Here is a 12,914-nt window from a genome sequence, read left to right on the forward strand (position 1 = left end):
AAACTAATGTTTCTTTTATATTAAACAAAGCGAAAATACAAATTTTAGAATTTATAGCTTATAGAAATCCTTATATTTATCCCTCATCTTATAAGAAATTTAACATGTTTAAAAAAAAACTGCTCCTTAATTATTTAGCCTTTTATTGTCTTTTTACCGGTCTTCTTGGTGTTAATAACCTTTTAGCACAAGAAAATGGAGCTGCACAATATTTGGAGAATGATTTTTGGGATTCGGTTAGGTTTGGCGGTAGCTTGGGATTGAGTTTTGGCAACAAGCAATTTACAGGAATCATTGCTCCATCGGCAGTTTACGATTTTAATGAAATTGTTTCGGCAGGAGTAGGATTGAATGCAGCATACGCCAAACAAGGCCAATCCAAGGCAACCAGCCTTGGGGGAAGTGTCTTGGCGCTAATAAGGCCTCTTAGGTTTATTCAACTTTCAGCAGAATTCCAGGAATTGAATATTCACAGGAAATATGAACTGATTGGCTTGGACTTAGAAGAGAGATATTGGGTGCCCGCGCTTTGGGCAGGAATTGGGTACAACACAGGAAATGTTGTCGCCGGCGTACGCTATGATCTTTTGTACGATGAAAACAAAAGCTTCTATAGCAATGCTTTTATGCCATTTGTTAGTGTATATTTTTAAACCTCACGCTCCATTAGGGAAGAGCCAAACTGCCTTAACAATGCTTTTTTGTTCTTTGGCAAATCCATTTTATCTAGAATCCCAAAGGCTTGGTTTGTATATTTTGAGATTTCTTTTCTCGTAAGTTCTGCAGCACCACTTTCTTCAAAAATAATTTTTACAGCCTCTATCTTTCCACTGGCATCCATAGGATTAATGGAGTAAAGATCTTCTAGGTTATTAACATCTAATTTTCCCGAGTGCTCTAATGCCTTTAGGTACAAAAATGTCTTTTTGTTTTCTATAATATCCCCCCCCGGTTGTTTTCCAAAAGTTTCTGGATCTCCAAAGGCATCCAAGTAATCGTCTTGTAACTGGAATGCAATGCCCAACAATCTACCGTATTGATATACCGCTTTTTTGCACTCTTCAGTAGTTTCGGCTATGATAGCGCCCATTTGCAAGGAAGCGCCCACCAAAACAGCCGTCTTATATTCTATCATTTTAAGATAATCCTCAATCTCTACATCATCCCTACTCTCAAAATCTATATCGTATTGCTGCCCTTCACAAACCTGGATTGCCGTTTGTGTAAACAATTGCGCCAGTTCCTTAAAAATCGTGCCATCATAATTTTCGAATAATTGATAGGCATTTATAAGCATGGCATCCCCAGAAAGTATCCCGGTGTTTAAATCCCATTTTTCGTGTACCGTAGCTTCCCCCCTCCTTAATGGAGCATCATCCATAATATCGTCATGCACCAAGGAAAAATTATGAAACACCTCTATGGCCAATGCCGCATCCAAGGCTTTTTCAAAAGGGGTGTCAAATATCTCAGCACTCATGAGCACAAGAACGGGGCGCAATCTCTTTCCTCCAAGACTCAATATATAAGTAATAGGTTCGTAAAGATTTTTAGGTTCTCTAGTCTCTACTTTTGCATTTAAATACTCAATAAAAGCTTCTCTATATTCAGAAATAGTGTGCATTCGCAAAATTTTTGGCTAAAATACCATAATTGAAAATATATTCTAATCTTAAGGAAGTTTAATATAAATATTCATTGACGTCTGGTTAAAGATTACAGACCGCTTTGCTCAAAGAAACAAGAACAAAGACTTGATTTTAACTTTGTGAAAATGAATGTTTTGATTTGTATTGATTTTTCAATCAGAAAAAATAATTATGTGCCGATAGCAAGACCCAGCTATTGAAAACAATCTAAATATACGTCGTTTCTAAGATCACCGAAATCTAGGATTTTTACCTTACACAACTGATAAATATTGAGTTTACTCCGAAAACTCAAGTTAAACAGGTAATGAGTAAAAAAGTCAATAATTCTGGATTTTGCCATTTTGCATACGGCTATTGAGCAAGGTTTGGAGGGTTTTTAAATTTTGACTTTTTGTGTTTCTAAAATTAAAGCTGCTTTTCGTAGGGGACTCAATATTAAACTTTGGAAACTTTTTTTGTTTTTAAAGTTTCCTTGCTGTACTTTTGCCGAAATTTATAATTAGCGTGAGAGAGAAAATTTTACATAAAGCTGTGGAGCTATTTTTAAACTTCGGATTTAAAAGTGTAACGATGGATGATATTGCCTCAGAAATGGGGATCTCAAAAAAGACCATCTATGCCCACTTTTCTACCAAAACAAAATTAGTGGAAGCAGCTTCACTTCATATTTTTGATATTATTTCAACCGGTATCAATTGCATTAGTGCCAAAAAGCTAAATGTGATAGAAGAGACTTTCGAAATAAAGGACTTTGCGATGCAGCATTTAAATAATGAACGCTCGTCGCCACAATATCAACTAAACAAATATTACCCTAAGACAGCTGCGTTACTAAAGAAAAAACAATATGAAATTATGCAGAGCTGTGTGGTGGATAATTTAAACAGGGGGATAGAAACCGGAATTTACCGAAAGGACATCCCCGTTTCATTTATCTCTAAGATCTATTTTATAGGGATTACGGGAATCAAGGATAATGATATTTTCCCACCTGAAGAAATTAGCACTCCTGAGTTAATGCAGAATTATCTTGAATATCATTTACGCGCCATAGTAACAGATAAGGGAATAAAAACACTCAATCAATTCATCAAAAAAATACCTGAAAACAAGTAATGAAAAAGATTATCCTAACCCTCTTTCTTGCGTTCCCTGTCCTTATATACGCACAGGATGTAGACACCAATCCCGTACAAACCTATACACTGGAAGAAGCCGTTGCGTATGGATTGGAAAATAGCTATAATTCAGAAATTGCTAGCAAGGATGTTGCAATTGCATTGAAACAAAAGTGGGAAATTATTGCTCAGGGCCTACCACAAATAAGTGGCAATGCAGAATATAGGAACAACATAAAACTGCCTGTCACAATTTTACCTGGTGAGATTGCTGGTGGAGATCCAGGAACATTTGTGCCCGTTACTTTTGGAACCAAGCAAAATTTAACTGCTACAGCAATCTGGAATCAGTTGATATTTGACGGCTCCTATATAGTAGGAGTGCAATCTGCAAAAACCTTGTTGAAAATTTCGGAAAACGCCAAGGTAAAAACGGACCTGGAGGTAAAACAAACCATTACCGATGCTTACGGGAATGTATTGCTGGCAAGGGAAAGCGTGGAAATTTCCAAAAGGAACCTTACTTCCATTCAGAAAAATTATAACGACACGAAAGTCACTTACGAGAATGGTCTTATTGAAGAAGAGTCTGTAGAGCAGCTGGAAATCACTTTACTTGGTGTGGAAACCAGTTTGAACAATGCGCAACGCTTGGAAGTGATTGCCTACGACATACTAAAATTAAGTATGGGAATCCCGGTGGAAAATTCTATAGTTGCGGTGGACAACCTAGAACAATTGAGTACCGATAATTTTGACTTGCAATTGCTGAACAAAGAAATTCCGGTAGAAGAAAATATAGATTATAGATTGGCAGAAGATCAAAGCAACCAGGCAGAGATCTTGGTGAAACTTGAAAAAAGCAAGGCCTTGCCCACTTTGAGTGCTTTTCTAAATTACGGGACACAAGGGAACAGCGAGAGTTTTAGTTTTTTCAATAACAATCAAATCTATTACGATCAATCTGTGTTGGGCCTTAGCCTAAATGTGCCAATTTTTAGTAGTGGCTCAAGAAGTGCCAAAACCGCACAAAAGCAAATTCAATTTGAGCAATCTTTACTGCAATTGGAATTCACTAAAAATCAGGTGGAATTGGAAATTCAATCGGCTAAAAACGATTATGAATTTAGCTTGGAGAACTATGCCAACAAAGGTAAAAGTTTGGATCTCGCCGAACGCATAGAAAATAAAAATCAGGTTAAATTTTTAGAAGGATTGTCTTCCAGTTTCGAATTAAACGACGCACAACAACAATTATATAGGGCACAGCAGGAATATTTACAAGCTATGTTGGAAGTAATCACCACCAAAACAGAACTGGAAAATCTACTGGACACCACAAAATATTCAAAAGAAAATTAAAAAACCCTCCAATTTTAAGAACATGAAAAAGTTATTATATATATCAGCATTAAGTTTTTTACTCGCTTCCTGTGCAAACAAAAACGAATCTGTGGATTCTTTAATTAGCAACGGGGACCTTACCGCCATAAAAGCAAAAAAAACCGAATTGAACAACCAGCAGAAAAGTTTAAGGTTGGATTTGGAAAAGCTCAATGAATACATCCAGTCTAAAGAAAAAGACGAATTGCCGGTGTTGGTTACTACACGAACCCTTAACGATACCCTGTTTAAACATTTTGTAGAAGTTCAGGGAAATGTAGAAACAGATCAAAACATTATTTTATACCCAAATTATTCTGGGGTCTTAACCAATATCTACGTTAAACCTGGGCAAAAAGTTACCAAAGGACAGCGCTTGGCGACTATAGATGATGCCGGTCTTTCCAGCCAATTGGCACAACAAGAAACCCAAACTTCCCTGGCCGAGACAACCTTTGAGCGGCAGGAGCGATTATGGAATCAGAAGATTGGATCCGAGATCCAGTACCTAGAGGCAAAATCCAATTTCGAATCTTTAAAGAATGCTTCCAACCAACTAAGATCTCAATTGGCAAGAACAGTAATTACCGCCCCTTTTAGCGGAGTTGTGGACAATGTGATCGCAGATCAAGGGCAAGTTGTAAATCAAGGACAAACAGAAGTGATTAGATTGGTAAATCTGGATAACATGTATGTGAAAGCTTCAATCCCCGAAAATTATACGAAAAGCATTAAAAAAGGAACAGAAGTCATGGTGAACCTCTCTTCTATAGGCCAGGATTATAAAGGAATTGTTAGACAGGTGGGAAATTATATTAATCCGGACAACAGGACCTTTGATGTGCAAATTGAAATTCCCAATAAGGATGGTTTTGTAAAACCAAACCTTATAGCAACGGTCAAGGTAAACGACTATACCAGTGAAAACACCATTACAATTCCAGAAAACATACTTCAGGAAAATTCCAACGGGGAAAGCATCGCATACATTTATGAAGCAATAAACGACAGCGTTGGGATTGCTAAAAAGGCAATATTGGAATTGGGTTCCATTTATCAAAATAATATCGAGGTAAAAAGCGGATTAAGTGCTGGCGATATCATTATCCTAGAAGGCGCAAAAAGCATACGGGATGGGCAACGGGTAACTGCAATTAACTAAGAAAGAACGTTATTATGAGTAAGAATCCGTATAAAGAATTTAGCATTTCTTCTTGGGCGATAGATAACAAAATGACCGTGTATGTTATCATTGGTATCATTTTATTTTTAGGTATTTTCTCCTATTACAGCATGCCAAGGGAAGCTTTTCCAGAAATCGTGGAAACCAAGATCTATGTGAGTTCCATAAACCCTGGAAACTCTGCCGAAGATGTGGAGAAATTTATCACCGAACCTTTAGAACAAGAATTCAACAATGTTGCGGGGGTAAAGGAAATAACTTCTACCACGCTTCAAGATTATTCCATGATAATTGTGGAATTTGAAGAAGATATGGAAATTCCCTTCGCCAAACAATTGGTAAAAGATAAGGTAGACCAGGTAAAGTCTGAAACCACATGGCCCACACTGGATAATGGAGCCAAGGTAGAGCCAAATGTTTTCGATTTAAACATATCTGAAGAGCAACCTATTTTAAACATCAACCTTACCGGAAACTATCCTGTACAGCAATTAAAGGATTATGCCGAATATCTTCAAGACAAAATAGAGTTATTGCCTCAAATTAAGGAAGCCAGTATTCGTGGCGCCGAAGAAATGGAGGTCGAAATTGCGGTGGATATTTATAAAATGACAGCTTCAGTAGTAAGTTTTAGCGATATCATCAATGCAGTAAGGGGAGAAAACAACACGATTTCGGGAGGAAACGTTATTAGTAATGGAGTGGAAAAAAACATTCGGATCATTGGTGAAATAGACGATCCAAAGGAACTAGAGAATGTGGTGATAAAAAGGGATGGTGGAATCGTTTTTCTAAAAGATATTGCTGATATAAAATTCAAAGAAAAAGAAGCGACCACCTACGCAAGGGAATATGGAACACCAGTGGTGATGTTGGACATTAAAAAGCGTGCCGGTAAAAACATGATTGAAGCCGTAGAGCAAATCAAAGAATTAATTAAAAAGGAGCAAGAGGATTATTTCCCAGAACAATTAAAAATTTCCCTTACGAACGATCAGTCCATTAAGACCCAAAACCAGGTAGACGATTTGGTCAACAACATCATCTTCGGGGTAATTCTCGTGGTCTTGGTATTGATGTTTTTCTTAGGGTTTAGAAATGCACTGTTTGTTGGTTTTGCGATACCGCTATCTATGTTACTGTCCCTATTTGTGCTCTCCTCCTTTGGGTTTACCTTAAACACCATGGTGCTTTTTGGGTTGGTAATGGGTCTGGGAATGCTTGTGGATAATGGAATTGTTGTTGTAGAGAATGTATATACCCTTATGGATCAAGGGATGCCACGAATAAAAGCGGCAAAACAGGGAATGGGGGAAATTGCATGGCCAATTATTGCATCTACCGCGACCACCTTGGCAGCCTTCTTTCCTCTAGGTCTATGGCCCGGGACTATTGGGAAATTCATGATTTACTTCCCAATAACCCTATCGGTAGTATTGGGATCGTCCCTATTTGTAGCATTGATTATTAATGCGATGCTTACTTCCAAGTTCATGAAAACGGAAGAAGAATCTTTAACCAAGAAAAAGCTGATTAGATGGAGTCTAATCCTAACCATAATTGGGGTGGTATTTTTAATAACAGGATTTGCAATAGATTCTGGAGGATTTCGAGGATTGGGGAATTTAATTATCCTTACGGCCATTATGCTTTGGGTTTATAAGTATTTGCTTGCAGGTGCGGTAGACTATTTTCAATTTAAAGCCTTGAAAAAGCTTGAAAACTTTTACGAAAGGACCTTAAAGTTTGCGCTTAGGGGCAGAAAAGCCTATTGGTTCTTTGTGGGCACCTTTGTGTTGTTAATCCTATCCTTTGTACTGGTTGCCTTGGTACAGCCAAAAGTGCTGTTCTTCCCGGAAAATGAACCAAATCAAATTATCACATATCTCGAATATCCCGAAGGAACAGACATTGAAAAAACAAATAAACTCACCAAATTAGTTGAAAACAGGATTTTTGAAGCCATCAGCAAATATGAAGATCCAGATGGCTATAATTATATGGTAGAATCTGCGATTTCCCAGGTCGGTCAAGGTGCAGGAAACCCTCAAACAGATGCAGGACAAGCGAATGAAATGCCTCAAAAAGGAAAAGTCACGCTGTCCATGCGCGACTTTAAACTTAGAAGAGGTATCAAAAGCAGTACGGTTCTGGAAGAAGTTAGGGATGCTGTTAAAGGCTTTCCGGGAGCCTCAATTATTGTAGAAAAAGATGCCGCCGGACCTCCTTCAGGATATCCCGTTAACATCGAGCTAAAGGGCGATAACTACGACGAGATGCTGAAAGAAGCAGAGAACATGAGGGCTCACATAGAAAGCCTTAATCTCGCCGGAATTGAAGCGCTAAAAATCGATGTGAACAAAGCCAAACCAGAGATGGACATCACTGTGAACCGCGAAAAAGCAGGACAGTTGGGGGTCTCTACGGCAGATGTAGGGCAAACTTTAAGGCGTGCCATTTATGGAGAAGAAATTTCCACTTACAAAGACGGTGACGACGATTATGAAATCAATGTGAGGTTTGCAGACAAATTTAGACATGATGAGAACGCCTTGTTCAATCAGCCGGTAACCTTTAGGGACAATAGTGGAAATCTTATTCAGGTCCCTATTTCTTCATTAATAACAAAAAAGAACACTTCTTCTTTTAGTTCTATTAAACGAAAGGATCTTAAACGTGTTATTACGGTATATTCCAACGTACTTGGTGGCTACAATCCAACAGAATTGGTCACAGATTTAAAATCTGAATTGGAAAATTACGAAACCCCACAAAACATTTCATATTCTTTTACAGGGGAACAAGAAGAACAATCAGAAAACATGTCCTTTCTTTTATTGGCATTATTCTATGCCATGGGAGGTATTTTACTGATCCTGGTTGGACAGTTCAACTCGGTTTCCAAACCCATAATCATCTTAATGGCCATTGTTTTAAGTTTGGCGGGGGTATTTATTGGTCTTGTGGTTTTCCAAATGGATTTTGTGATTATCATGACCATGATGGGGATTATTTCCCTGGCAGGAATTGTAGTAAATAACGCTATTGTATTAATAGATTATACTCAAATCCTTATAGATAGAAAGAAATTGGATTTAAAGATTGAAGATGAAGACCTCCTGACCAAAGAACAATATTTTGAAATAATTGTGGAGGGTGGAAGATCGCGTCTAAGACCGGTCCTACTAACGGCCATTACTACGGTCTTAGGACTTATCCCATTGGCAGTAGGGTTTAATATAGATTTCTTCGGATTGTTTACAGATTATGATCCCGCAATTTATATAGGTGGGGATAACGTGATTTTCTGGGGCCCATTAGCATGGACCGTGATCTTCGGATTAATTTTCGCCACTTTCCTCACGCTCATTGTTGTGCCAGTTATGTTCTATTTGGTGAACAGGGCCAAAGTTAGGTTTGCAAATAAAAGAAAACAACGAGCAGATAGAAAAGAGCGGGAAAAAGAAGCACTTTCAACTACCTAATTAATAGCCCTATTATTTCTACAAACCCGAAACCGATTGTTTCGGGTTTTTTTACGATCAAAGAAAAATCCTCTAATTTTGATCTTTACTAATTTTACACTTAAATATTTAAAGAAACCAGCAGTTCTTCTTACTTTTGCAAACCAAAATTCAATAGTGCGTTATGTATAGAAGTCATAGTTGTGGGGAATTAAGAGAAACTCATATAAATCAAGAAGTTACCCTGTCTGGTTGGGTTCAAAAGACCCGAAATAAAGGCTTTATGATCTGGGTAGATCTTAGGGATCGTTATGGGGTAACGCAACTTATTTTTGACGAGGAGCGTACTCCTTTGGAAATGATGGAAAAAGCAGTACAATTGGGTCGCGAATTTGTAATTCAGGTGACCGGAAAAGTGATCGAGCGCGAATCCAAGAATCCGCAACTTCCAACAGGGGGTATTGAAATTTTGGTTACAGGATTGGAAATATTGAATGCTTCCTTAACCCCTCCTTTCACTATTGAAAATGAAACCGACGGTGGCGAGGAACTTCGTATGAAATATCGCTATTTGGACATTCGTAGAAATCCTGTGAAGGAAAATCTAATGTTCCGTCATAAAGTGGGAATGAAGGTGAGAAATTACCTTTCTGAAGAAGGATTTATTGAAGTGGAAACCCCTTATCTTATAAAATCCACTCCAGAAGGAGCTCGGGATTTTGTAGTGCCAAGTAGGATGAACGAAGGTCAGTTTTACGCATTGCCACAATCCCCACAAACCTTTAAGCAATTGTTGATGGTGGGCGGAATGGATAAATATTTCCAGATCGTGAAATGTTTTAGGGATGAAGACCTTAGAGCAGACAGGCAGCCGGAATTTACACAGATTGACTGTGAAATGGCATTTGTGGAGCAAGAAGACATCTTGAATATCTTTGAAGGATTGACCCGCCATTTACTTAAAGAAATCAAAGGGGTGGAAATAGGTGATTTTCCAAGGATGACCTATGCCGACGCTATGAGAAAATATGGAAACGACAAACCGGACATTCGTTTTGGGATGGAGTTTGCAGAATTGAACGAGCTGGCAAAAAACAAAGGGTTCAATGTGTTCGATCAGCAAGAGCTTATTGTTGGAATTGCGGTTCCTGGAGCTGCATCTTATACAAGAAAGCAGATAGATAAACTTATCGAGTGGGTGAAGCGCCCACAAGTTGGTGCCAGCGGCATGGTGTGGGCAAAATACAATGAAGATGGAACTTTAAAATCTTCGGTAGATAAATTTTATTCTGAAGAGGATCTAAAAACCTGGGCAACTGCAACTGGAGCAAATCCCGGAGACCTTATTTTGGTGATGTCTGGAGATGCCAATAAAACCCGGACTCAGCTTAGTGCTTTAAGAATGCAATTAGCTACAGAACTAGACTTGAGAAATCCGAAAGAATTTGCTCCGCTTTGGGTAGTAGATTTCCCTCTTTTAGAATGGGATGAAGAATCCAAAAGGTATCATGCAATGCACCACCCATTTACCTCTCCAAAGCCTGAAGATATCAAGCTTTTAGCTACAGAGCCAGGGAGGGTAAGGGCAAATGCTTATGATTTGGTGATGAACGGAAATGAAATAGGTGGAGGTTCTATTCGTATTCACGATAAAGAAACTCAGGCTAAAATGTTTGATTATCTAGGCTTTACCCCGGAAGAAGCAAAAGCGCAATTTGGATTTTTGATGGACGCATTCCAATATGGCGCACCACCACATGGCGGGATTGCTTTTGGATTTGACAGGTTGGTAGCAATCTTGGGAGGACATGAAACAATTCGGGACTATATCGCTTTCCCAAAGAACAATTCCGGGCGGGATATCATGATAGATGCACCTTCGAAATTGGGTGACGCCCAACTTGGAGAATTGCATTTGCGAGTAACGGAATAGGGCAAGATTCATTTTAAAACAAGGTTGGATACCTTTTAGGATTTTTATTGAGAAAGTATAGAACTCCTAATTGATTTTATCTTGATATATTAGTAATACCATTTTCACTGTTCAATAATTTCAACATCCTAGATGTTCTCACGAGCCAAACCCGGTTTTCAAAAATTTTTGCTTTGGAAGACTAATAATCTTACTCAACATCAATTTATTTTAATTCTAAGCGCCCTCATTGGGTTGGCCAGTGGTTTAGGTGCAGTTTTGATTAAAAACCTGACGCACTTCATTCAGGAATTGTTAGAAGGAAAACTAATTACAAATGTGTATCATGCTTTCTATTTCATTTTTCCAATTATTGGGCTTGCACTTACTCTAGTGATTCTAAAATACGGCTTCCATAAAAAACTTGGTCATGGGATTCCGTCTACTTTATATGCGATTTCCAAACGAAAGGGGCTCATGAAACCTTTCCAGATGTATGGATCCTTGCTTACGGCTCCAATTACCGTGGGCTTTGGAGGATCTGTAGGACTGGAAGGCCCAACAGTTGCCACTGGTGCCTCTTTGGGTTCCAATATCGCTAGGCTGTTTCAAATGAGTCAGACTCATCGCACCCTATTAATTGGTTGTGCCGCTGCAGGAGCCATGTCATCTATCTTTAAAGCCCCCATTGCTGCAATAATTTTTGCTATTGAAGTATTTAGTTTGGACCTTACTTTGGTTTCTATGTTGCCCTTGCTTATCGCTTCGGTTTCCGCAATACTTACCTCCTATTTTTTCTTCGGATCGGATATTATTTTACCGTTTCAGCTAAAAGACAAATTTATTATTTCTGAAGTCCCATTTTATATAATGTTAGGAATTTTAGCTGCAATTTGTTCCATGTATTTTACAAGTATGTATTTCAAAATCAATGAACTATTCAAAAAATTTGGCTCTCCTTTAAAAAGGCTGTTGTTTGGAGGAATAGGCTTAGGAATACTGGTTTATATGATCCCGCCACTTTACGGGGAAGGTTATAATGTGATAAACAACTTATTGCACGAAAACTACCTAAAAGCATTGGGAACCAATTTATTTAACGATTATCTCGAAAATATCTGGATAGTGATCGCTCTTTTGGCCGGACTGGTTATCTTTAAAATTATTGCCACCTCCCTCACCTTTGGAGCTGGTGGGGTTGGAGGTATCTTTGCACCTGTTCTTTTTATGGGAAGTGCCATGGGCCATGTTTTTGCACTATTGGTAAATAACTTGGGGTTCTTAAAAAATCCTATCTCTGTAAGCAGCTTTACATTGGTAGGTATGGCAGGACTAATGGCGGGTGTTTTACATGCTCCTCTTACCGCTATTTTCTTAATAGCAGAACTTACAGGGGGCTATGGCCTTTTTGTGCCTTTAATGATTACGGCAACCATTTCCTATATGATCACAAATCAGTTCCAACCACATTCTGTTTACACCATGGAACTGGCAATGAAAGGGGAACTTTTAACACATGATAAAGATAAAGCCGTACTCACTTTAATGAATATTAGAAGGCTAGTTGAAACTAATTTTATTAAATTGGAAATAGATATGACCTTGGGAGATGTAATACATAAAGGCGTAACCAAATCTTCCAGAAATTTATATCCGGTATTGGATCATAAAGGACATTTTGTAGGCATTATATTATTGGACGATATAAGGCCCATTATGTTCGACAGGGATCTATACGACAAGGTCACCGTTCAGGAGCTTATGCAACAGGCCCCTGAAATTATTGATATCAGAAAAGATGGAATGCAGGATATAATGAAAAAATTCCAGGAAAGTGATGCATGGAATTTACCAGTAATAGAAAATGATACGTATATCGGGTTTGTATCCAAATCTAAATTGCTCACCGCATATAGACAGAAATTAATTGAAGTAACCGTTTAACCAATGAAATTAATTATTAAAATACTGGCGATATCTATCCTAATTGCCATTGGAATTGGCTTCTATTTTAGAATGAACAATGAAATGATCTTAGGGGATAGAATAATAGGAATTGCGGTACTTGCAAGTGCTTTTATCCTGATGCCCATCTTCCTATACGTTCGGTGGAAAGGAAAAAAATTAAGCGATTATACCTTTTCAAAAGAAAACATGGAGAAAATGCGCGATAACCGCAGGAATTAAAAGGGATATAATTAA

General features: G+C 38.2%; 9 protein-coding genes. 8 read left to right on the forward strand and 1 reads right to left on the reverse strand.

The window, feature by feature from the left end; all coding sequences use genetic code 11:
- The first annotated feature begins 104 nt into the window (after positions 1–104).
- On the forward strand, positions 105–653 hold the full coding sequence (locus JM83_RS04365; protein WP_144959728.1) for an alpha-ketoglutarate decarboxylase: 549 nt from the start codon (positions 105–107) through the stop codon (positions 651–653).
- On the opposite strand, the gene JM83_RS04370 is transcribed toward JM83_RS04365, so the two are convergent.
- Positions 650–1,624, reverse strand: coding sequence for a polyprenyl synthetase family protein (locus tag JM83_RS04370; protein ID WP_144959730.1), 975 nt, complete (start codon positions 1,622–1,624; stop codon positions 650–652). The genes JM83_RS04365 and JM83_RS04370 overlap by 4 nt on opposite strands.
- A 532-nt stretch (positions 1,625–2,156) precedes the next feature.
- Between JM83_RS04370 and JM83_RS04375 the strand changes: the two genes are divergently transcribed.
- From JM83_RS04375 to JM83_RS04405, 7 genes are all read left to right on the forward strand, one after another.
- Positions 2,157–2,768, forward strand: coding sequence for a TetR/AcrR family transcriptional regulator (locus tag JM83_RS04375; protein WP_144959732.1), 612 nt, complete (start codon positions 2,157–2,159; stop codon positions 2,766–2,768).
- Entirely contained in the window at positions 2,768–4,132 is a 1,365-nt protein-coding gene (locus JM83_RS04380) for a TolC family protein (protein ID WP_144959734.1), read from the forward strand. The genes JM83_RS04375 and JM83_RS04380 overlap by 1 nt, the downstream gene beginning before the upstream one ends.
- Positions 4,133–4,154: 22 nt before the next feature.
- Positions 4,155–5,315, forward strand: a complete 1,161-nt coding sequence (locus tag JM83_RS04385) for an efflux RND transporter periplasmic adaptor subunit (RefSeq protein ID WP_144959736.1) — start codon at positions 4,155–4,157, stop codon at positions 5,313–5,315.
- A 14-nt stretch (positions 5,316–5,329) separates the two neighbouring features.
- Positions 5,330–8,821 (forward strand): efflux RND transporter permease subunit, encoded by a 3,492-nt coding sequence (locus JM83_RS04390; protein WP_144959738.1) that lies wholly within the window; start codon positions 5,330–5,332, stop codon positions 8,819–8,821.
- Positions 8,822–8,984: 163 nt separating this feature from the next.
- Positions 8,985–10,733, forward strand: coding sequence for an aspartate--tRNA ligase (gene aspS / locus JM83_RS04395; RefSeq protein WP_144959740.1), 1,749 nt, complete (start codon positions 8,985–8,987; stop codon positions 10,731–10,733).
- Positions 10,734–10,865: 132 nt separating this feature from the next.
- Positions 10,866–12,656 (forward strand): chloride channel protein, encoded by a 1,791-nt coding sequence (locus JM83_RS04400; RefSeq protein WP_144959742.1) that lies wholly within the window; start codon positions 10,866–10,868, stop codon positions 12,654–12,656.
- 3 nt (positions 12,657–12,659) lie between these two features.
- Entirely contained in the window at positions 12,660–12,899 is a 240-nt protein-coding gene (locus JM83_RS04405) for a hypothetical protein (RefSeq protein ID WP_144959743.1), read from the forward strand.
- The last annotated feature ends 15 nt before the right edge of the window (positions 12,900–12,914 follow it).

Source organism: Gillisia sp. Hel_I_86 (assembly GCF_007827275.1).
Taxonomy (GTDB): domain Bacteria; phylum Bacteroidota; class Bacteroidia; order Flavobacteriales; family Flavobacteriaceae; genus Gillisia.

Coding starts and splice junctions, on each gene's coding strand:
- JM83_RS04365 (WP_144959728.1), top strand. CDS start 105: ATGTTTAAAAAAAAACTGCTCCTTAATTATTTAGCCTTTTATTGTCTT.
- JM83_RS04370 (WP_144959730.1), bottom strand. CDS start 1,624: ATGCACACTATTTCTGAATATAGAGAAGCTTTTATTGAGTATTTAAAT.
- JM83_RS04380 (WP_144959734.1), top strand. CDS start 2,768: ATGAAAAAGATTATCCTAACCCTCTTTCTTGCGTTCCCTGTCCTTATA.
- JM83_RS04385 (WP_144959736.1), top strand. CDS start 4,155: ATGAAAAAGTTATTATATATATCAGCATTAAGTTTTTTACTCGCTTCC.
- JM83_RS04390 (WP_144959738.1), top strand. CDS start 5,330: ATGAGTAAGAATCCGTATAAAGAATTTAGCATTTCTTCTTGGGCGATA.
- aspS (WP_144959740.1), top strand. CDS start 8,985: ATGTATAGAAGTCATAGTTGTGGGGAATTAAGAGAAACTCATATAAAT.
- JM83_RS04400 (WP_144959742.1), top strand. CDS start 10,866: ATGTTCTCACGAGCCAAACCCGGTTTTCAAAAATTTTTGCTTTGGAAG.
- JM83_RS04405 (WP_144959743.1), top strand. CDS start 12,660: ATGAAATTAATTATTAAAATACTGGCGATATCTATCCTAATTGCCATT.